Annotated in this window: 18 protein-coding genes; 3 read left to right on the plus strand and 15 right to left on the minus strand. The window is 49.2% G+C overall.

Going from position 1 to position 20,691, the window contains the following annotated elements; translation table 11 throughout:
• Positions 1–135 precede the first annotated feature (135 nt).
• Positions 136–780: a phasin family protein gene (locus AC0L4K_RS10540; protein ID WP_473266026.1), complete on the plus strand. Its 645-nt coding sequence runs from the start codon at positions 136–138 to the stop codon at positions 778–780.
• Between the two features lie 115 nt (positions 781–895).
• On the opposite strand, the gene AC0L4K_RS10545 is transcribed toward AC0L4K_RS10540, so the two are convergent.
• Positions 896–2,122, minus strand: a complete 1,227-nt coding sequence (locus AC0L4K_RS10545; RefSeq protein ID WP_417222608.1) for a UbiH/UbiF/VisC/COQ6 family ubiquinone biosynthesis hydroxylase — start codon at positions 2,120–2,122, stop codon at positions 896–898.
• Positions 2,123–2,311: 189 nt separating this feature from the next.
• A complete protein-coding gene (locus AC0L4K_RS10550) occupies positions 2,312–2,785 on the minus strand; it encodes a Crp/Fnr family transcriptional regulator (protein WP_473266028.1) in 474 nt (157 codons plus the stop codon).
• A 150-nt stretch (positions 2,786–2,935) separates the two neighbouring features.
• Between AC0L4K_RS10550 and AC0L4K_RS10555 the strand changes: the two genes are divergently transcribed.
• Entirely contained in the window at positions 2,936–3,190 is a 255-nt protein-coding gene (locus AC0L4K_RS10555) for a GrxA family glutaredoxin (RefSeq protein ID WP_417222604.1), read from the plus strand.
• 15 nt (positions 3,191–3,205) lie between these two features.
• Here AC0L4K_RS10555 and recD read toward each other — a convergent pair whose 3' ends face one another.
• The 8 genes from recD to AC0L4K_RS10595 form a co-directional block, all read right to left on the minus strand.
• Positions 3,206–5,083, minus strand: coding sequence for an exodeoxyribonuclease V subunit alpha (gene recD / locus AC0L4K_RS10560; RefSeq protein ID WP_417222603.1), 1,878 nt, complete (start codon positions 5,081–5,083; stop codon positions 3,206–3,208).
• Positions 5,083–5,982: a PD-(D/E)XK nuclease family protein gene (locus tag AC0L4K_RS10565; protein WP_473266029.1), complete on the minus strand. Its 900-nt coding sequence runs from the start codon at positions 5,980–5,982 to the stop codon at positions 5,083–5,085. The genes recD and AC0L4K_RS10565 overlap by 1 nt, the downstream gene beginning before the upstream one ends.
• Positions 5,983–6,071: 89 nt before the next feature.
• Positions 6,072–8,615, minus strand: a complete 2,544-nt coding sequence (gene recB / locus AC0L4K_RS10570; RefSeq protein ID WP_473266031.1) for an exodeoxyribonuclease V subunit beta — start codon at positions 8,613–8,615, stop codon at positions 6,072–6,074.
• Positions 8,612–11,896, minus strand: coding sequence for an exodeoxyribonuclease V subunit gamma (gene recC / locus AC0L4K_RS10575; RefSeq protein ID WP_473266032.1), 3,285 nt, complete (start codon positions 11,894–11,896; stop codon positions 8,612–8,614). Before recC ends, recB begins: the two co-directional genes overlap by 4 nt.
• Before the next feature lie 69 nt (positions 11,897–11,965).
• A complete protein-coding gene (locus tag AC0L4K_RS10580; protein WP_473266034.1) occupies positions 11,966–12,244 on the minus strand; it encodes a hypothetical protein in 279 nt (92 codons plus the stop codon).
• A 424-nt stretch (positions 12,245–12,668) separates the two neighbouring features.
• On the minus strand, positions 12,669–13,865 hold the full coding sequence (locus AC0L4K_RS10585) for an MFS transporter (protein WP_473266036.1): 1,197 nt from the start codon (positions 13,863–13,865) through the stop codon (positions 12,669–12,671).
• A gap of 45 nt (positions 13,866–13,910) precedes the next feature.
• Positions 13,911–14,516, minus strand: coding sequence for a hypothetical protein (locus AC0L4K_RS10590; protein WP_417222591.1), 606 nt, complete (start codon positions 14,514–14,516; stop codon positions 13,911–13,913).
• Positions 14,517–14,680: 164 nt separating this feature from the next.
• Entirely contained in the window at positions 14,681–15,088 is a 408-nt protein-coding gene (locus AC0L4K_RS10595) for a hypothetical protein (RefSeq protein ID WP_473266038.1), read from the minus strand.
• 376 nt (positions 15,089–15,464) lie between these two features.
• Here AC0L4K_RS10595 and AC0L4K_RS10600 point away from each other — a divergent pair, with 376 nt between their 5' ends.
• Positions 15,465–15,896, plus strand: a complete 432-nt coding sequence (locus AC0L4K_RS10600) for a MaoC family dehydratase (protein ID WP_417222586.1) — start codon at positions 15,465–15,467, stop codon at positions 15,894–15,896.
• 68 nt (positions 15,897–15,964) lie between these two features.
• Here AC0L4K_RS10600 and nadA read toward each other — a convergent pair whose 3' ends face one another.
• The 5 genes from nadA to tolB all read right to left on the minus strand — a co-directional run bounded on the left by nadA (position 15,965) and on the right by tolB (position 20,690).
• A complete protein-coding gene (gene nadA / locus AC0L4K_RS10605) occupies positions 15,965–17,014 on the minus strand; it encodes a quinolinate synthase NadA (protein WP_417222584.1) in 1,050 nt (349 codons plus the stop codon).
• 186 nt (positions 17,015–17,200) lie between these two features.
• A complete protein-coding gene (gene queC, locus AC0L4K_RS10610) occupies positions 17,201–17,890 on the minus strand; it encodes a 7-cyano-7-deazaguanine synthase QueC (RefSeq protein WP_473266040.1) in 690 nt (229 codons plus the stop codon).
• A gap of 25 nt (positions 17,891–17,915) precedes the next feature.
• The gene (ybgF, locus tag AC0L4K_RS10615) at positions 17,916–18,680 is read right to left on the minus strand and encodes a tol-pal system protein YbgF (protein WP_473266043.1); all 765 of its coding nucleotides are present in this window, start codon (positions 18,678–18,680) and stop codon (positions 17,916–17,918) included.
• Positions 18,681–18,698: 18 nt separating this feature from the next.
• On the minus strand, positions 18,699–19,208 hold the full coding sequence (gene pal, locus AC0L4K_RS10620; protein WP_473266045.1) for a peptidoglycan-associated lipoprotein Pal: 510 nt from the start codon (positions 19,206–19,208) through the stop codon (positions 18,699–18,701).
• A 201-nt stretch (positions 19,209–19,409) separates the two neighbouring features.
• Positions 19,410–20,690 (minus strand): Tol-Pal system beta propeller repeat protein TolB, encoded by a 1,281-nt coding sequence (gene tolB / locus AC0L4K_RS10625; protein ID WP_417222573.1) that lies wholly within the window; start codon positions 20,688–20,690, stop codon positions 19,410–19,412.
• Between the last annotated feature and the right edge of the window lies 1 nt (position 20,691).

Below are 20,691 nucleotides of genomic sequence, written 5' to 3' on the forward strand. Positions count from 1 at the left end.
GTTGTGTTCTTTTATAAAATGCCGCTTTGCTGCACCGCAACAATTTAATTGACTTTATTGTGACTGCCTAATATAGTGAGTAAAATTGCTGCAACGCACAAAGATTGAAACTCTTGCGATCACAGGTGAACAAACATGTACGAAGAAATGATGAAAGACGTTCAGGAAAATATGAAGCCCGTTGTTGATATGGCTGAAATCAACAAAAAAGCGGTTGAGAAACTGATTGAACTGCAATCCGGTTATGTATCTGACTTTGTTAACGCCACCATGGCGCAAATGCAGGCTCTGTCTTCTATCAAAGACCCTAAAGAAGCGATTGAACTTCAGGTTGACTATGTTAAGCAACTTGAAACAAAACTCAGCAACGTAGCTGAAGAAGAAATGGCGGCCCTCAATTCAGCTAAAGATGAGTTAACCGCTATTATCGAAAAAAGCTTTGCGGGCCTCGGTCTGAAAGATATGAATTACTTTGAAGACCTGAGCAAGTTCATGACACCTGTTGCGCCTGAAGCCGCTGCTAAACCAGCCGCTAAGCCTGCTCCCGCGAAAAAAGCAGCTGCACCAAAAGCAGCGCCTAAGCCTGCAGCAGCCAAAAAAGCTGCCGCGCCTGCCGCTAAGAAACCTGCTGCTCCTGCTAAGAAAGCCGCTACATCGGCAAAAAAAGCAGCGCCAGCAACCCCAGCAGCAACGACACCTGCACCCGCCGCTAAAGCACCTGTCGCGCCTGTCGCTAAAGCCGCTGCTCCTGCCGCTAAAAAAGCAGACGCGCCTAAGTAAGTATTTCTAAGCAAAAAAACGGAGCCTCGCGCTCCGTTTTTTTGTCGATCACTTCTGTCAGGTTACGCCCATCAGCTTACACCGCCGAGTTGATAGACTCACGCATCATTAAAGCTCAACAGTCCAGTTGCTCGCCGCGGGCCAACGCCGGTAAACGACCTTCCAACCCCATCGCAAAGCGCATCACTCGGTTCTTAGCCGGGGTTAATCGTTCTGCGGCACCAAGCCCTAAGTTTCTTAACAACTTGAGCGGCAATAAGTCATTGGAAAACACCCGATAAAATCCATCCATCAACTGCATCATCATCAGGTTATGATTACGCCGCTGCTGCTCATAACGTTGTAACAACGACAGATCACTGATATCTAACCCTTCACGATGTCCATCGAGTATCACCTCAGCTAAGGTCGCCGCATCCAATAAGCCAATATTCACGCCCTGACCGGCCAATGGATTGATCATATGCGCCGCATCGCCTGCCAGCGCTACTCCCTCTTTAACATATTGGCTTGCATGTTGCCGGCGCAGTGGAAATGCACCTCGCTCAAGTAATCCTTCGATCGACCCAAGCCGATCTGGAAAGGTAGTTTCAACCGCTTGAATAAAGGCGTCGCTGTCTAACGCTAGCAACCGCCTTACCTCAGCCGGGCGGTTATACCACACCAGTGAACCGCGTTGCCCAGTCAATGGCAGGAAGGCCAGCGGTCCACTCGGGGTGAACTGTTGCCAAGTAATATCTTGCTGTGGCAGTGACGTAACAATCGAGGCTACCAGCGCATGTTGATCATAATCCCAACTATGCACGCCAATGCCCGACGCCATTCGTACCCGAGACCCGCCCCCATCAGCAGCAACCATTAATTTACCGATGAGTTCACGGCCATCAGACAACTGAACGACACTGCAACCGGGTGAGTAATCGATATCACTAATCTCTGCCGGACAGATGAGATCAACATTATCTAACTGCCCTAATCGTTCAAGCAGTGCCAATTGAATCACTCTATTTTCAACAATGAAGCCCAAATGATCGGCACCGATATCCTGACTGACAAACTCCGTAGCGGCACGCTGCTCGTCACTTTCCCACACTTTCATGCGCTGATAAGGGCAAGCACGGCGATTCATGATGCCATCCCAGACACCCAGCGTTCTAAAAATATTTTCTGAAGCGATACTCAACGCCGACACTCGAAGGTCATGCTCAGCCCCAGCCACGAAAGACTGCGGATATGCCTGATCGACAACGGCGATACTCAGATCGGTATTACCTAAAGCAGCCGCAATAGTGGCCCCGACCATACCGCCGCCAACGATTAACAGATCATACCTATTTTTCATTCTCTCTCCGTTATCGCTATTTTATCGGGCTATGTGAATACAAGGGTATCGTTAAGCACCTTGATTAAGCGTCTTCATTAAGTGCGGGAAATTGTACCGTTGCGTGACCGCAAGCTAAAGACATTTAGCCTGCGTAATAAGAATGTCCTAGCGCTAATCGTCTAGGGGATGATGTGCAGGGGATATAGTCTAGCGACAATGAAGCTCATCTAAACAGGCAACCAACTGATCATCAGTATCCCGCAGACGGCGGCTTAGATCCCGAGCCATGTTCATAAAAATGAGCACATACTGTTCAGGATCGGCCTGATAGACCGAGAACAGTTGATCCGCCTTGATTTCAACCACACGACAAGGCTCCAACGCTTGAACCACGCCACTGCGAGGATAAACCCCGAGCAGCGCCATTGCGCCAAAACACTCACCCGGTAAAAAAGAACGGATCTGATGCGGCTGCCCGGATGCCCCTACTTTGATCAGAGCAGCGCTGCCCGTCTCAATGATATAGGAGGAATCACCTCGTTCGCCCTCAAGAAAGAACGGTTCACCGGCTTCACGCACAACATAATGACTACCATCAAGAATCAACTTAATGATATCTTCACGCAACCCACCAAATACCGGCATATCTTTAAGCCGATGGATCGGAATATTTTCTGGCACAGTACTACCCGTTATCTCTTTAAGATTTTATTTTAAACCAAGAATGCCCTCGCGATAACCTTTGTCTATCTAAAACATTAAAAAAGGCAATTAGCCTCAGGCTTGGTAAACTGTTCCAATACATTCAAACAGATTTAAGGAGACCACACTATGCAACGAATTACTATATTTGGCCGTAAAGGCTGCGGCTTTTGTACCCGTGCAAAACAACTATGTGAAATGAAAGGTTTGGATCATCGTTATATCGATATCCATGAAGAAGGCATCACCAAAGAAGATCTAGAAAAAACCGTGGGCAAGCCTGTCGACACCGTTCCTCAGATCTTTCACGGTAAGGACCACATCGGTGGCTATACCGAGTTTGCAGCCTTCGTTGATGCCCAAGAAGCCGAAGCTAAAGCCTAATCTTCTTACCGCGCACTAGGAAGTTCCGCTCGAATGCCATAAGCGCCAGCTTAACCCGCTGGCTCTTTCTGTTCGGCGGTGACTTCCTGTTTTCAACGCCTGTACAGTGGCATGCAAGACAAAACGCTGTTTCGCCCGGGTGATACCTGTGTAGATCAGCTCCCGCGTCAGTAATGGGCTATCGTCCGCTGGCAAGATCATCACTACTTTATCAAACTCAGATCCCTGGCTTTTATGCACCGTCATGGCATAAACGGTCTCATGTTCCGGCAGCCGTCCGGGCAATACCCCTTTCATCTCGCCATCGGGCAGCTCAAACCAGACACGCAGCTTACCATCGGCATCCGCGACCGTGATACCAATATCACCGTTATACAGTCCCAATTGATAATCGTTGCGGGTGATCATTATCGGACGGCCACTATACCAAGCCCCCGTCAGCTTGATTAACCGCTGTCGTTGCAACTGTGTTTCAATCGCCAGATTTAGCCCCTCAACACCGTACACACCTTGACGCACCACGGCTAACAATTGAATCCGATTAAACGCTGCTAACAACTGCTTAGGCTCGCCACCGTCACGCATTAACTGAAGGTAACCGGCATAATCAGCCGCCACTTCGACAACCATCTGCTGATAGCCATGCTCGGATAGAGGTACAAAATGGATATCGCGCCAGTCCTGTTGCAGCAAAGCAATCGCCCGTTCGCCATCCCCGAGGTTAACCGCCCTGGCCAAATGACCGATACCGCTATCCGCATCGAAGCGAAAACTTTTGCGCAACAGAGCTAAGGCATCGGCAACCGGATTTTCTCCCGGTAACGAAGCCGGTGCAGGGAGGTCACATACCTGCTGCAGATAATCCAACTGGGCTGGACGATAGCAAAGCTCACCAGAATGCTCCTGTTGCTGCCAGGCGCAGATATCCCCTAGGACGCTGCCCGCTTCAACCGAAGCTAACTGATCTCGATCACCAATCATGACTAACTGGGCGTGGGCGGGCAGTGCATCCAGCAAACGAAAGATCATCGGCAAATCGATCATCGATGCTTCATCGACCACCAATAAATCCAGATGTAATGGATTATCCCGGTGATGACGGAAGTTTTTACTGTCCGGGCGAGGCCCCAACAAACGATGTAGAGTCACCGCCTGCTCGGGAATCATGCCCTGAACCGCGACTGACGTGGCTAATGTCTGTTGCGCCTTAGCTAAAGATTCACTCAGCCTTGCCGCTGCTTTACCGGTAGGGGCGGCTAATCGAATAACCGGCGGACGTTGCACCCGCTGGCTGAAGAGTTCGGCATAGAGACTCAACAATCGCGCCACTGTGGTGGTTTTACCCGTACCCGGGCCGCCACTAATAACCGAAAAACGTCGACTCAACGCAATCGCCACCGCCACTTGCTGCCAATCAGTCTCATCAGCAGCAGGAGCCGTAAAGAGTCGCTTTAAACCCGCTTTGATGACATTAGGGTCAAGCTCAATAGGCGTAGTAAGCCTTTCAATGGTATTAGCCACCTGGGTTTCATAGTACCAATAACGATAAAGGTATAGACGGCCGTTACTGCACACCAGCGGTGTTTCTTGCTGACCATCGCAGATCACTGTAAAGGCTAGCAACGCCTCCTCCGTTAACCCATTAAGCAACCGCCGAGCGGACTCTCTCAACCGGATCGGCCAATGCTCAATAATGGCGTCATAACGATCAAGTGGCAGACAAACTTCACCTTTACCCAGTTGCAGACTTACTAGGGCAGCGATTAATGCCAATGGCCCATCGTTTGCGGATTCATCACCATCGCGAACAGCCTCGTCGCGGACAAACCGAGCAAACTGAAGATCCAGTGGGCGAATAAGTTGTAACTGACGTAATGCTTGCAGTAACTCCATTACTGTCCCTCCCGGAACAACCGATCAAGTTGCTCGACTAACTGACGATCGGGACGGCAATGAAAAACACCACTGCCAGGTAAGTTCGGCCTCATCCCGCGTAAAAAAAGATAGAACACCCCTCCGACATGCCGTTCATAGTCATAATCGGGCAGGCGCATCTTCAGTAACCGGTGTAGAGCCAGAGTATACAGCTGATATTGCAGATCATAGCGGTGCTCAATCATTGCTTGCTCTAACGCCGCCCCCGCATACAGTTCGGGCTGATGCCCAAGATGATTGGATTTATAATCAAGAATGTAATAACGGCCCTGATATTCAAACACCAGATCGATAAAGCCTTTCAACATCCCTTTAAGCGTATCAAAGGCTAACACACCCGCCTGCTGGGATAATGGGTCATACTCGGCAATGATTTGATTCAATCGGCTGGCATTTAAACCCGCTGAGGGCAACATAAACTCCATCTCCACCAGCCGCTGCCGAGGACTGATATCGGCTAACCGGGGTGACGGTAAACGCTCGTCACTAGACCCGAGTGGCGTAAAGAGCACATCATTCAAGAGCTGTTGTAACACAGGTATCCAGCGTGGCTCATAGCCTGCGATCTGACATTTCTGCTCTAACATCGCCTCTAAGCCCGGCTCGTGGTCGGTAAAATCGATAACCTCAAACAATTCGTGCAAAAAAGTACCCGCCTGAGCACCTTTTGGAAAACTGAAGATATCATCCACGGCATCAACCTGTAGCTCATCCGGTGCATCTTTCTCATCCATCACCTCAAGATCTAAACCCGGTAAAGGAGCACTCGTATGATGACTAACTAACGCAGAATAACTGGAGATACGCCAATCACGGCGCAAGCGGCGATTGAATTGGCGCGCTTCACAACGGGGCAAAGGTGTCTCGGGCAGATCGAATAGTCCTCGCTGTTGATCGCCACTGGGAGGCTGACTGCAGGCAATCGATGAACCAGTACAGAGGGCCTCTAATCGTACTTGCAGATCAGCATCATCCCCGCCCCCTGCAATAATAGATAGCCGAGGGCGGTACGATGTAAACCACTCTTTTTTGCCCGGCCGTCAGCAATGCCCGCTAAGCCAATATAGCAGCCATACACCGAACGGGTCAGTGCCACATACAGCAACCGTAAATCTTCCGCCAAACGCTCCCGTTCGGCCAGTGCTAAGCTATCTTCATCTTTCGCGTCGAGGTGAAAGCAGAGCCCGTCCTGTTCGTCATGAAACAGCGGGGTACTGGCTTTTCTAAACGTGCAGGCAAACGGCAGAAACACCAGCGGATATTCTAACCCTTTACTTTTGTGCACCGTGATCACCGTTACCAAACCAGCATCACTTTCGAGCCGTAGACGCTGTTCATCGCTCTCGCCATTAGGGTTCATCAGCTGATCGTTATACCACCGCAAAAGCGCCGCGATGCCTTCCTGCTCCATACTGGCACGCTGTAATATTTCACCGAGGTGCAGTAGGTCCGTCAACCGCCGTTCCCCCTGAGGCAGCTGCTGTAAGGTTTCCGCTAACTGCCGTTGCCGCATCAGGCGGCGCAACATCGGCAATACCCCAAGCTGTAACCATTTCTCACGGTAATCGGTAAACTCAGCGACCAACTGCTCCCATAATTGCTCATCATGACTCAGCCGATCTAACCAGCTCGCAGGATAATTCAGTAACGAACTGGCCAGCGCCGCCCGCAGCCGACTTTCATCTTGTGGCTCGGCCACGGCTAACAACAATAGTTTCAAGTCGAATGCTTCGCGACTATTAAACACGCTGTCTCGACCACTTAGGTAGACACTCGGAATACCACGATCAGCGAGTGCTGCCATCACGGCGGCCGCTTCGCTCCGATTACGCACCAATATCGCGATATCTTTAGCTTGCAGAGACTGTTCACCGATTAACGCCTGCCCTTCGGCCGCGGCCCGTAACTTAATATCGATATCACAGGCGCAGGCCAGTGCCATCTGCTCCAGATAATCCTGTTTACTGACGAACGGCTCGCCGTCGAACCAAAATTGCAGCGCAGCCGGTGTGCGGCCATACAGGGTAAAGGGCGTTTTATCCGCCTTACCCGCCCCTTTCACCGGTAAAAACGGAATATCATCGTTATAAATAAAGGGCGATGGGCTGTTGGCAAATAATGCGTTAACCCCCTGTATCATCTGCTTAGATGAACGCCAGTTGGTTTCCAGGGTGTAATGATCGGCCACCTCACGGCGCGCCTTGATATAGGTAAAAATATCTGCACCGCGAAAACCATAGATCGCCTGTTTAGGATCACCGATCATAAACAACCCCCGCTCCGGATTATCGGGGTAGAGACGACTAAAAATTCGATATTGCAGTAGATCGGTATCCTGAAACTCATCGATCATCGCAACCGGATACTGTTTACCTATCGCTGATGCAAGCAAGCCGCTATGATCTTGCCGTAACGCCGCATCGAGCTGACTGAGCAGATCATCAAATGAGAGTAATCGATAATCCTGCTTGAGCTTGGCAAAACGCTGCTCTACCCGCTGACGCAGCATTGTTAGCAACAGTTCACGCAGCGGTAAACGGGAGACCAAATACTCATCACACAACTGAAACAAATAGTGTTCGGGCACGGTTTTACCGGCGGGTGTTTTTTCTGCTAACCGAGACTGACAGAGCTTTTCTAACGCCTCTTCAGGAAAAACGGAGCTCTCGCCCAAAACATAGGCATAAATCGCCGCCAACCACTTTGCTACTGAGGTTTTGCGATAGCTGTTTTTATTCACCCCCGACGCCTGAATAAGCTCGGCAAGATCTTCATCTGACTGCTCTAAGTGATCCCGCCATTGCTGACAAAAGACCTCTCGTTCTTGCTGACTGACTTGCCACTTCTGTTCCAGGCAGGTCGTGTCCAACGCCGGAATCAATGTTAGGTCCGGCTTACCTAACATAGGCTTAAGGTCAGCCTGCAGTTTATCGGGGCTCGACCAAATCTGCTGAATGGCTTCACTCAGATCACTGGCCGCTGGATAGATCAATTCACGCCAGCAATCCAATAATGCCTGCCGTTGTAGCGGCGCAATATCAGCGACTAGTTGGGTTTCAAATAAGCTGCCACTTTCAAAGGCGTGCTGGCGTAGCATTCGTTGACAAAAACTGTGAATGGTAAAGATTGCCGCTTCATCCATCTGCCGACCGGCATACTCAAGTATTCGCGCCGAACGCTGCAGGTCCTCCTGCTGATCACGCAGGTCCAATAAGAATGGATCGCTAGTTTCAGCTCCCCGGAACACCATAAAGGCATCCTGAATACGGCTACGGATTCGATCCCGCAACTCTTCAGTTGCCGCTTCGGTGAATGTCACCACCAAAATCTGATCGACTCGCAACGCCGATGACAGCCCTTGTGGGCCGAGCAGTAAACGCAGATAGAGGGCGGTAATGGTATAGGTTTTACCGGTGCCGGCGCTGGCCTCGATAAGACGTCTGCCTGACAGTGGGAAGTGCAGCGGGTCCAGAATCTGTACATTACTCATGACGGCTCCTCTTCACTGTCCGCATCACCGGTTTCAAGTGCTTCGGCGATGGGCCAATACAACAATTCGGCTAATTCGCTAAAGCGCGGGCCTAGAGCGGCATAGTCGGGGTAGACCCGACTGATGTATAGATCGCGGGATTCACCCAACTGCGTAAAAGGATCAACACTAAAGCACTTGATAGCCTCCATTTCGCCGCGATCTTGGCCTTTTTCTAAGGTCTTCGAAGCGAGCACCCAGGCGGTATCGGCGGGCAATGGCAATGGCTCGCACATCCCCTGTCGATAAGCATTAAGCCACTCTTGCAGATAGTTAAACGCCTTGCCCTGCGCCAACGGCTCAAACCAATGTCGCCCGTTAAGGCCAAAAAAGTAAGCTCGCAACGAATAGCCGCTGGCGCACAGTACCAGATGTTCCAGCCACAACTGGACCACATCTCGTCCTTTTGCATTGGCCGCTCGATAGCGCACTAGACCTTCCCTATGCAAACCCGTCAGCCAGCCACTGAGCTGTATCCCGGAGACATCCAACTGACATTCCACCCGGCTCGGTTGATCAAGATGGTGGCGAATCTTATCCGCCATGTTTTGACTGTCATCCCGTGCCTTACGCGTTTGTAACTGTGCAGCGATGCCCACCGGTAAGAGACCCGATGCGACCAGCCGCTCAAAGCATTCAGGCTGCTGCTCATGAATAGCGGCGTCTAATAACCGCTCTTTAAGCTGATACCCCGTCAGGCCATCGAGCTGAAAGGGTTCCTCATCCTGCAGTTCCAGTGCACTGTTATTGAAGTAAACTTTCAGACGACGTTGAAAAAAGTGTTTAATCGGATTGCGGGCGAAGCTGAGCAGATCTGACAGTTCTAATTCCTCAAGCACTTCTGGCACTAACGGCTTACTCATGAAACTCTGCTCAATAGACCCTTCTTTGCGCAGTAACGGCAACCACTCTTCGGCATAACTGAATAACGGCGAATCAGCTGAGAAATAACGCTCGCTAAAGGGCTGTAGCGGGTGCTCAATCAGCAAATACTGTAGCAGTGATGCTTCACCCTCAAAGCGATAGTTTTGCTGGCAGTATTCCATCAACTCAGTCACTAGCACGGAAGGCACTTTAGGACTGTTGTCCTGTACGCTACGGCCAATATAACTGATATACAGAGTCTCGCGGGCCGATAGCAGTGCTTCGAGAAAGAGGTAGCGGTCATCATCACGGCGGGATCGATCTCCCCGTTGCGGTGACTCAGCCATCAAATCGAAGCCCATTGGCGGAATCGAACGGGGGTAAACACCATCGTTCATACCGAGCAAACACACCACTTTGAAAGGGATCGAACGCATCGGCATCAAGGTACAGAAATTAACCGCACCGATCATGAAACGTTGGCTAGCGCGGCTATTACCCAGCTCATTGGTCAGATAATCGCGCATAATGGCCCAACTCAGTGGCGTCTGATAACCACTGTCACTCAGTTGTTGCTGCAACCGTTCAAGCACTTGACGAACCTGACTGAGAAGGATTTCATCTTGTTCATCCGGCTGATAAGCACGTTGCAGAATATCATTGATAACATCAAACCATTCGGCGACCGGTTTATCTTGCGCTAAACGCTCACAACAGAACTCCAATAACTCGACAAATTCTGCCAGCTGACCGAGGTCTTCCGCCTCTAAGCCCTCAATTTCAGCATAGGGGTCGATGCCATGCCACAAGGATTCACTAGGCCCCATCGCGAAACCAGCCAACATGCGGCGCAAGCCAAACCGCCAGCTATTTTGCTCAAAAGCCGGCACCCCTTGATGGCTACGCTGCTCAGCATCGATACCCCAGCGTATCTGACAGGCTTCGATCCAGCGACAGATCCGTTCAAACCGGTCACCGTCCAAATTAAACTGGCGTAACACCGCCGGAACCTCAAGAATATCTAACACTTCTGACACGGTCACACGACTTTCCGGTAACCCCAATAAGCGCAAAAAACTCAGCAGTAACGGACTCTCCTGCTGCAATGTTCTATCAGAGATAGAAAACGGGATATAGCGTTCAAAGGGCGCATTACCAAAAACCGCTTCGATATAGGGAGCATAAGATGCCACATCGGGCATCATGATGATGATATCGCGCGGCGACAGCTCGGGTTGTTGATCCAGCATCGCCAACAACTGATCATAAAGCACCTCGACTTCCCGCAATGGGCTGTGAGCACTGTGAAGCTGTAAAGAACGGTCGACCAACGCTAACCTGTGTTTCTGTTCGGCATCAAGCACAGCGTCCGCCGATGGATCTTCCAATTCTAAAATATCCTGCTGTACCGATTGCAGCAGGGATGCCCGGCCACAGGGCTCAAACAATTCCATCTCTGGCGCGGCTAAATCTTGTATTTGAAACAGGTAATCTCGTCCAAGCTTACCCATGGATGAAAGTATGGGATTACCATGACTGTAATAATTATCCGCCAGTGTCTCAGGACTCATACCCGGCTTGGATAACCAGCGCTGATTCAATCGTGCAAGGTATTTAGGGTCGACAATATCACCCCAATAATACTGACAGGGATTACACACCATTAGATGAACGTCAATACGCTGACCGAGCGCTTGCAACGCTTCGACAAAGTTTTGTGGCAATGCCGAGATACCAAAAACAAACAGCCGGGCCGGTAACCGTGATAGATCAAACTGGCCTTTGCTGAGCGCCTCAACGAAGCCATTAAACATATTGCCTCGATGCCAGTGTGATAATCCAAGCCCGAGAATATGTTGCTGCAGAATACGCCAAAGAATCGGCTGCCAAGGCTGGGAATGACTTATCTCTGGTAGGTCATCGCCGTTTTCCCAACTGGCGATCCAATCAGGCCGGTAAACCAAGTACTGATCAAAGATATCAGCCACCTTACCGCAGAGCTGATACAACTTGTACTGTCCCTCATCTTGCTCGAGATAGCGTTGTAATGGCGCAAACTCATCACGACTAAGCTGCAGAGGCAACAGTTCCATCAATGCCCAAGTTAGCGCCTCTTTATTAAACGCTGAACGCTCGGGCACATCCTTTAACACTAATGAGAAACTGCTCCAGAGAAAACTCGCGGGTAAAGGAAAATCAATATTCGCGGCGATCTCAAGCTTATCGGCCAACTCCAGCTTCAGCCACTGTGCCATGCCCGGGCTTTGCACTAAAATGGTTTCTGGCTGGAAGGGATCGGCAAGCGGCTGTCGGCTGATCAGCTTTACCAACAAGTCCTTTTGTAGATCAAGCTTATTAGAATGGTAAATCTGAAACATTCAGACCCCTCGTTCATCCTTTGATTATACGGACTGGAAATCATCGCACTGCTTTAGCATTTAATCCGCTCAGCCAAATAGATCTGCCGAGTCAGCATTGAGTGTATCCGTGGCCGCGACATTGCCTTTATCAGCCGCCACAACAGCGGAAGATTCTGAAGCGGTTGCTATTTGCGCCACGTCCTTTTGCGGAGCTTCGGGCCGTTGCCATACCTGCTCGGCCGACTCAATTTTCACAACCCCATCGAAACGCTTACACAGGTATGCAACAGCCGTGTCAAAGTCATTAATGTCACACAGCATCACGCCGCCGCGGTCCGTTTCAGTTGTAAACAGGTAACTTTTCATCAACTCATTCCACATCGGTTAACGTGCAGCATTGCACTATAATTTATTGGCTGGCACAAGCCCCACAGCCATCCGCCGTTGCAAATCCTGATAAATTTTCTTGACGGATTTCAGATCCCGACCAATACTAAAACTCCCTGCAGCTAAAGCACGTAGAAACAGAAAGGGTCGGTTAAGCCCATGTTGACTAGGTAAATGCCAATTAAACGGGCATTTGATGTCCCTCTAAGCAGCGCTGATAAACTGACGCCAAACAGCCTCTTTTAGTAGAGACTGAATTGCTTTAAACCAGGGTCTCCCCTTAAAGTAAGACCTAAAGCAAAACCTAAAGTAAGGATTAAAGTAAGGCTTAATGCCGTTTCATCAACCGCTTTAATCATCAAGGCCACGGACGTTTGTCTGTGGCCTTTTTTAGGCGTAACGACTAATGCCGAGTCACTGCCGATGGTAGTGCAAGGTGACGCTCAACGGCTTTGCGGAAGACCATAATCACCAGCACCGCCCAAGCCAACACCGGTATCATTAGGGTATTCAACATCTGCCACCCCAATACTGACTCAAGCCAACCAGAGCTAAAAGCGGAGATCGTCACCACGCCAAATACTAAAAACTCATTCGCCGCCTGACTTTTAGATTTTTCAGCAGGTTTATAGGTCGAGGTCACCAACTGCGTGGCGCTAATGAACATAAAATTCCAACCGACACCGAGTAGCAGCAAAGCCCCCCAAAAATGCCATTCACTGACACCATGAAGATTTAACAAAATGCACAGCAGCATTAACACTGCCCCAAGCAGCATCACCGATAACAAACCTAACCGGCTAATCAATCTTGGCGTGATAAAAGAGGGCAAAAACATACCCAATACATGCCATTCGATCACCCAAGCCGCAGTGCTAAATTCAAAACCGCAGCGCGCCATGGCCACCGGAGTCACCGTCATAATCAGATTCATCACGGCATAACCAACCATGCCAACCGTTACGGCAACAATAAACACCGGCTGAAGTACAATCTCGCTAATAGGACGGCTTGGCTTTACCTCATGAGTACTGCCGTCGCCGTTTGCTAGACGCACAAAACTCAGCAACACCAGCGCCACAACATACAACAGCAATAAACCGATAAAAGCGCCACTAAAGACGCTATCATCTAACCAACTACGACTGCTAATGGCTAAGTTAGGCCCTAACACCGCAGCAATCACCCCACCGGCCATGACCAATGAAATGGCTCGACTTTTATGCTCAGCCGCACAGGCTTCAACCGCCGCAAAACGATATAGTGTGCCAAAACCAATACCAATACCCAATAAAAAGGTACCACCGCAAAACAGAAAAAAACTGCCGAGCTGCAGGGCTAAAATACAACATAGAGCACCGGCGATACCGATACTGTTACCGAGGTAAAAGCCATTTTTTCGCCCCACTCTCGCCATGATTAATGACGCAGGTATTGTGGCGCACATTAAGCCGACAAATTGCATCGCAATTGGCAGGGTAATCAATTCAGGTGAGGGCGAAAGCTGCTGACCAATCAACGCATTAACTGAGATTAATAACACATTACCGGTAGTCAATAATGCCTGACACAGGGACAACAAAACCACGGTCATATTCATAACTACACAGCCCTCACTGGCCCATCAAGATCAATAATGTCAGTACTAGATAGTACCCTGAAGTACCGTCTTATCGATATAGATACCGCCATCAGCATCTAATACACCACTCTGAATCAATAGGTGACGAATACCCTCATGTTGCAATGCGGGGTCTAGTGGGTCAAAAAAACGCCCTACAAAAGGCAATGACGCCAGTCGACTGCGCTGCCACCGACCTTGATCCGACATCAGCCAAGCAATACCGCTCAGGCTCAAAATCAGATTATCGAGGTAGGCCTGTTCATCACCCGTCATCCAGAGAGCAGTGGCATCGAGATAAAGATATTCATCCGCATTGTATTCTAGATATTGGTGCCAGTAATCGAAGTACGTATCGCAACGATTTCCCAGTAAAGATTTAAAGCGTTCAGCCACTAACGAATAACGGGATAACCCTGCACTTTTGGCGCAGATCAAGGTGGTATATTCGCAAGTCTGCACGCCATCATTGCTATAGACCTGCTGCACCTGAAGATCAGTTTCTTGAAACAGCATCAGCCAACAAAGCGGCAACTGATAACCAGAGTTGGCTAACTGGCGATGATCATCATCGCTATTGATCTGTGATGGTAACGTTTTATGACTATGGAGACTGGTGCGTTGAAACATAAAAATCCCTGTAATACTCATCATGCAGCTGAATATAGTGTAAATGAAGTTCAGCGTTGAGGGGTGATTAACTCAGAATAAATGGGAAAAATAACACAATATACTTAAGCCCAGCTTAGCGCGCCGACATTATAGCGACTCAAGGCATAAAAACACCAACTAGATCAATCCGTTAACGGCTCAATCTGGAGACGGTCCTGCGCGCCTATGCGAATAATTTGGCCCGTAGTGGTGGTAAAACTACGTTCCTGCAACGCCGACTTATGCACCTGATAATACAGAGGCTCGCTGCTCTGAGGCGATACCAACGTAACATTAAGTAGTTGATGGCCATCATACCAACGATATGCAAAAAAACTTAGGCTTAGCACAAAGGACACCAACACAAACAAGGCTGCAATCAACTTAATAGGCTCATGCTTCTTTATTGAACCCACTAACCCGCTCTCAGGCTTAACCGGCCGTTCAGTAGACACCCGCCGGCGAGTGGATTTTGCTGCTAACGCCCGACGCTGTAAATACACATAGGCGATCAATAGTACCAACAGGGTCAGAAATATCTTAGTTACCATAACGTGCTACACCCCTGCACTCGATTGAGTAGCTCATTGTCCATAGCCCCACTAAAACTGCAACACAAAAGAGTCGCTGACCACCGCTATTCAACATTCTCTCATAAATCCAGCATAGCCTTAATGCGACGCCCTTATATCAACGATAACAGCGAGCACTGTCCCGCTAAAATGCTACAATAATACCGCATTGCAACAAAAAGTATTTTGACTAAACAAGATACCCACAGAGCGCATTGAAAGCGCTGTCCGACTAGGTTAGGTTTAACACTAAACAGATAGACCCAGTCGCAGTATTACTAAATAATTATCAGCCACAGCCAATCGCTGATAGAAGTTGCTCGTAAGAGCGCATAGTCATAAAGAGGAATTAACAATGGATGAGCTGCACGGTTATTACTTGGAAGATCTGGAAGTTGGCATGAGCGCCTCTTACGCAAAAACGATCGCCGAATCCGATGTCTATATGTTTGCAGGCATATCCGGTGATAACAACCCAATCCATGTAAACAGTGAATATGCGGCAACGACCCAGTTCAAGAAGCGCATCGTTCATGGAATGTTCTCAGCAGCGCTGATTTCTACCGTTGCCGGCACCCGCTTACCTGGACCCGGTGCGATTTACATCGACCAAACCATCAAATTCAAAGCCCCGGTATATATGGGTGACACCGCTAAAGCAACCGGCACCATTGAAGAGATCGATGAGAAGCGCCGCCGTGTTAAAATGCGCACCGATGTGCATGTGGGTGACAAACTGGTAGCCACAGGCTACGGCACGTTCATGGTTGACCGTCGCGAAGCCTAACCGCTAACCGCCCAAGATAAAAAACAAAAAAGCCTGCAGTTGCAGGCTTTTTAGTCAGTACGAATCACTCAGCCATTTTGAGCTGAAAAATCTAACATCCGCTGTAACGGACGACGAGCGTCATCAATTAACGCCTCATCGACAACAATTTCATCAGTACCATGCTCAAGGGCATGCAGCACATTCTCAAGCCCATTCATCGCCATCCAAGGACAGTGAGCACAGCTGCGACAGGTTGCACCTGAGCCACCGGTCGGCGCTTCGATAAACTGCTTATCCGGTGCCGCTTGGCGCATCTTGTAAAAAATGGCACGATCAGTCGCGACAATAAACTGCTGGTTAGGCAACTCACGGGCCGCGTTAATAATTTGAGTTGTTGATCCGACCACATCGGCGAGTTCGACCACCGCATCCGGAGATTCGGGATGCACCAACACGGCGGCCTCAGGATAAACCTGCTTTAAATCTAATAATCGTTGCGCTTTAAACTCTTCATGGACGATACAGGCGGCATCCCACATCAACATCTCGATGCCTGTTTGCTTCTGCACATATTCGCCCAAATGCTTATCGGGGGCCCAGATGATTTTTTTACCTTGGTCGGCCAGATGCTCTACCACTTTTAGCGCAATACCCGAGGTCACAACCCAGTCGGCACGCGCTTTAACGGCAGCAGAGGTGTTCGCATAAACGACTACTTCATGGTCAGGATGAGCATCACAAAATGCGGTGAATTCGTCCGCAGGACAACCCAAATCAAGAGAACAGGTTGCTTCCAGCGTTGGCATCAAAACCCGTTTTTCAGGGTTCAATATCTTGGCGGTTTCGCCCATAAACTTAACACCGGCAACAATCAACGTTTTAGCCGGGTGATTATTTCCGAAGCGAGCCATTTCAAGCGAATCAGATACGCAGCCACCGGTTTCATCAGCCAGTTGCTGAAGCACTTCATCGGTATAATAATGCGCCACGAGACAGGCATCCTTCTCAATAAGAAGTTGCTTAATACGGGCCTTGTACTCTTCCTGCTGCTGTAGATCTAGCTCGCCTGGAAGGTGCTCTTTAGCAAAATATTCCTGAACTAGGATACGATCTGAAAGCTCTTCTTTATTCAACATCGACAAATTTTCTTAATCGGGTAATGTAACGGTAACTGACTTTAAACAGAAGCGATATTATACCACCCCTGTCCATCAGAGCATGTTAATTCTATGTAAAGTGTCAACATAAATAGCAAAAAAGGAGCCTTTTATGGCTCCTCTTAAGATTTTTTAGCGATTATTGTCTAATCACCCTCATTAATATCATATACCAGCGATATAGCGTGTAGGGTCAGCCACTCCGGCATCCTCAAACCCTTTAGCCCTTAATCGACAACTATCGCAAACGCCACAGGCCCTACCATCATCATCGGCCTGATAGCAGGAAACCGTCAAACCATAATTAACCCCTAAACGGGTACCTTCCTGTATGATTTGTGCCTTCGTCAAATCAATCAACGGGGTTTCAATCGTCAGACGCTCACCTTCAACGCCGGTTTTCGTCGCCAGATTAGCCATATTCTCAAAGGCCGCGATATATTCAGGTCGGCAATCAGGGTAACCCGAGTAATCAACTGCATTAACACCGATGAAAATATGTTGCGCATGCAACACTTCAGCCCACGCCAATGCCAGTGACATAAAGACAGTATTGCGCGCAGGAACATAAGTGACCGGAATACCCTCTTCTTCGTGATCGGGCACATCAATGCTGTTATCGGTCAGGGCTGAACCGCCAAAATCTTCTAGATTTAAACGCACCACGCGATGCTCTTTTACATCCAGATTAGCCGTAATTTTTTTAGCTGCCGTCAGTTCTGTTTGTGAACGTTGCCCATAATCAAAACTCAACACATAACAGTTAAAACCGCATTCAACGGCCATTGCGAGTGCCGTAGCCGAATCAAGGCCACCCGATAACAATACAACAGCATTGTTGGAAGAAGTACTCATTGAAAAACCTTAAAGAATTGAGTGGTTATCGTTGCAGGTAGTCACGTGCCAAATTGGCGGCTGAACTATCAGGATAACGGGAGATGGTTTTGTTAAACATATCTTTCGCTTTTGCCTGATCACCCATCTGATGATAGATCACGCCGAGCTTATAAGAGGCATCAGCAGCTTTCCGATGTTCAGGAAAAGCATTTAATACCTGCTCAAAAGCTGCCTTAGCCGGCGCTAACTTCTGCTCAGCCAAGTTAACCTCACCTACCCAATAATAGGCATTGGGCAATCTCGCACTATCAGGATAGCGCTCAATAAACAGGTCAAAGGCATCAAGGGCAGCAGGAAAGTCTTTCGAGCGCACTAGCCCGAAAGCTTGCTGATAAGCTTGGGCATCCGTCGGGGTACTATCAGCAGCAGGCAAAGCGACTGATGAAGCGCTTGAAGGACTCAGCACAGCACTCGAAGCCGACGAACTCGATGGTTGCGGCGCAGCCTGCCCGGTCGATAAACGACGATCTAAATCACGGTAGCGATCCCGCTGCTGTTGCTCCATCTGCCGTAGCTGATATTGCTGCTGCTCGACCATGCCGCGCAATGTGCGTACTTCATCCTGCAGCTGTTGCAACACCATCGCAGTGTCATTACGGCCATTGAACTGTGCACCGCCACTATTCACCGTAGAACGGTTAGCAGAGCCTTCATCAATTTTTAATTCGATCACCTGAATGGGATCAGCAGCAATAGCACCGGTGCTGAATAGCACCAGTGCCGCCGCTAAGCTATATGCTTTTCGCATAGAGAGCAAAACCCGCGATTAATATTTCAGTTCAACGCGACGGTTTTGAGCCCATGAGCTTGGGTTGTGACCCATCACTACAGGCTTCTCTTCGCCAAAGCTAACCAATTCAATCTGACTGCTTGAAACGCCATTAACCGTTAATACACGGGCAATCGCTTGAGCACGACGCTCTCCCAGTGCCATGTTGTACTCACGGGTACCACGCTCATCAGCATGACCTTCCAGAACAACTGTCGCGGAAGGGTTTGCAACCAAGTATTTAGCGTGACCGCGCAATGCCTGAACCGCTTCAGCTTTAACTTGAGTTTGATCGAAGTCAAAATAGAAAACAGTTGCCAGATTCTTAACATCACTCATAGAGGTGCCAGACATAGAAGAGTCTGAAACAGCCTGAGTAGTCGTTACAGGTGCAGTATCACCGCCACCCATAGTATCGGTATCTGTCGTCTTTGTAGTACTACAACCCGCCGCCCAAACAACTGTCAGCGCCAAAGCAGTAGCTTTACCAATATTCATAGCACGCATGAAATACTCCTAATAATTAGCCAATCATATGCGAAACAACCTTAATCCTGCCTAAAGTAAAGGTTGCTACGTCTGAATGCAATAGCCGCAATACAATCGATCAGCTTTTCTAACTAATTGATTTAACTTTGTAGGCTTACGCAGTCATCTTGTCACTTTACACCGTCACTTCGGCTCAAATAGACGTTACTAAACACTTATCTAGAAAGGAGACCAAGCGGGTTCACGAACATCGCCATCTGTTGACGGCAAACGAAACTTAACTCGCCCATCAAGGGATACCGCTGCCAATACGCCTCGAATACCTTCCTGGGTGGCATAAAGAATAATACTACCGTTGGGAGCAATCGTCGGAGACTCATCCATAAAGGTTTCCGTTAACAGATCCACCCGGCCAGTCCGCAGATCTTGCACGGCAATATGGTATGCCCCATTATTCTGATGCACCATGGCCAAAAAACGCCCGTCCTGAGTCAAACGACCGCGCGCATTAGACTGCCCGTCAAAGGTCAGGCGGGTCACATCACGGCTCGGCAGATAGATAGAATAGATCTGCGGCTGACCACCACGATCAGAGGTAAAGATCAGTGACTGACCATCTGGTGACCAAGAAGGCTCTGTATCAATACCAAAATGGTGGGTGATCCGGGTTAGGCGACGCTGCTGCAGATCCAGCACATAAACTTCCGGGTTACCATCTTTAGACAGCACCAAAGCCAGCTGTTTACCATCGGGAGACCACGCAGGGGCGCCATTCAAACCGCGGAATGACTGAACCTTTTCTCGCTTGCCCGTTGCTAAGTACTGTATATAGACGGCTGGACGTCCCGACTCAAAAGACACATACGCCAGTTTAGAGGCATCCTGCGACCAAGCCGGAGATAAGATAGGCTCTCTGGATTCCAGAATGGTTCGTGGATTATGGCCATCGGCATCCGCCAGCATCAAACGATAACGATATTTCGACGGTGCCAATTGCTTAGCCGTCACATAAACGATACGCGTCGAGAAAGCGCCGCGCACACCGGTTAACGCCTCAAACACTTTGTCGCTGATATAGTGGCCCACGGCGCGTAAATTATCACGACTCGCCTTGATATCCTCACCGAGAATGCGCTCTTCCTTAAGAATGTCATATAATTCAAAGGCTACATTCAATTGCCCTTCAGATTCACTGATACGACCGATAACAATAAAATCACTACCGCTGATACGCCAATCACGAAAATAGAGCGAATTACGATCCGACGGGAAGCTCAGCATATTTTCCCGCGGCATGACCTTGAACATACCACTACGATACAGATCATCACCCACCACCTTAGCGATATCATCCGGCAGCGCCTGATTGCCACTCCAGGCAAATGGCACCACCGCTATCGGCGTTGGCTCATCGACCCCTTGAGTAATTTCAACGGTCAACTCAGCCCGCGCTAGCAAACTGAACAAGCAAAAGAATAGACATATAAAACTACGCTGCATC

This window comes from Amphritea sp. GJ51-11 (assembly GCF_055808735.1).

Coding starts and splice junctions, on each gene's coding strand:
- AC0L4K_RS10540 (WP_473266026.1), top strand. CDS start 136: ATGTACGAAGAAATGATGAAAGACGTTCAGGAAAATATGAAGCCCGTT.
- AC0L4K_RS10545 (WP_417222608.1), bottom strand. CDS start 2,122: ATGAAAAATAGGTATGATCTGTTAATCGTTGGCGGCGGTATGGTCGGG.
- AC0L4K_RS10555 (WP_417222604.1), top strand. CDS start 2,936: ATGCAACGAATTACTATATTTGGCCGTAAAGGCTGCGGCTTTTGTACC.
- recD (WP_417222603.1), bottom strand. CDS start 5,083: ATGGAGTTACTGCAAGCATTACGTCAGTTACAACTTATTCGCCCACTG.
- recB (WP_473266031.1), bottom strand. CDS start 8,615: ATGAGTAATGTACAGATTCTGGACCCGCTGCACTTCCCACTGTCAGGC.
- recC (WP_473266032.1), bottom strand. CDS start 11,896: ATGTTTCAGATTTACCATTCTAATAAGCTTGATCTACAAAAGGACTTG.
- AC0L4K_RS10580 (WP_473266034.1), bottom strand. CDS start 12,244: ATGAAAAGTTACCTGTTTACAACTGAAACGGACCGCGGCGGCGTGATG.
- AC0L4K_RS10585 (WP_473266036.1), bottom strand. CDS start 13,865: ATGAATATGACCGTGGTTTTGTTGTCCCTGTGTCAGGCATTATTGACT.
- AC0L4K_RS10590 (WP_417222591.1), bottom strand. CDS start 14,516: ATGTTTCAACGCACCAGTCTCCATAGTCATAAAACGTTACCATCACAG.
- AC0L4K_RS10595 (WP_473266038.1), bottom strand. CDS start 15,088: ATGGTAACTAAGATATTTCTGACCCTGTTGGTACTATTGATCGCCTAT.
- AC0L4K_RS10600 (WP_417222586.1), top strand. CDS start 15,465: ATGGATGAGCTGCACGGTTATTACTTGGAAGATCTGGAAGTTGGCATG.
- nadA (WP_417222584.1), bottom strand. CDS start 17,014: ATGTTGAATAAAGAAGAGCTTTCAGATCGTATCCTAGTTCAGGAATAT.
- queC (WP_473266040.1), bottom strand. CDS start 17,890: ATGAGTACTTCTTCCAACAATGCTGTTGTATTGTTATCGGGTGGCCTT.
- ybgF (WP_473266043.1), bottom strand. CDS start 18,680: ATGCGAAAAGCATATAGCTTAGCGGCGGCACTGGTGCTATTCAGCACC.
- pal (WP_473266045.1), bottom strand. CDS start 19,208: ATGCGTGCTATGAATATTGGTAAAGCTACTGCTTTGGCGCTGACAGTT.
- tolB (WP_417222573.1), bottom strand. CDS start 20,690: ATGCAGCGTAGTTTTATATGTCTATTCTTTTGCTTGTTCAGTTTGCTA.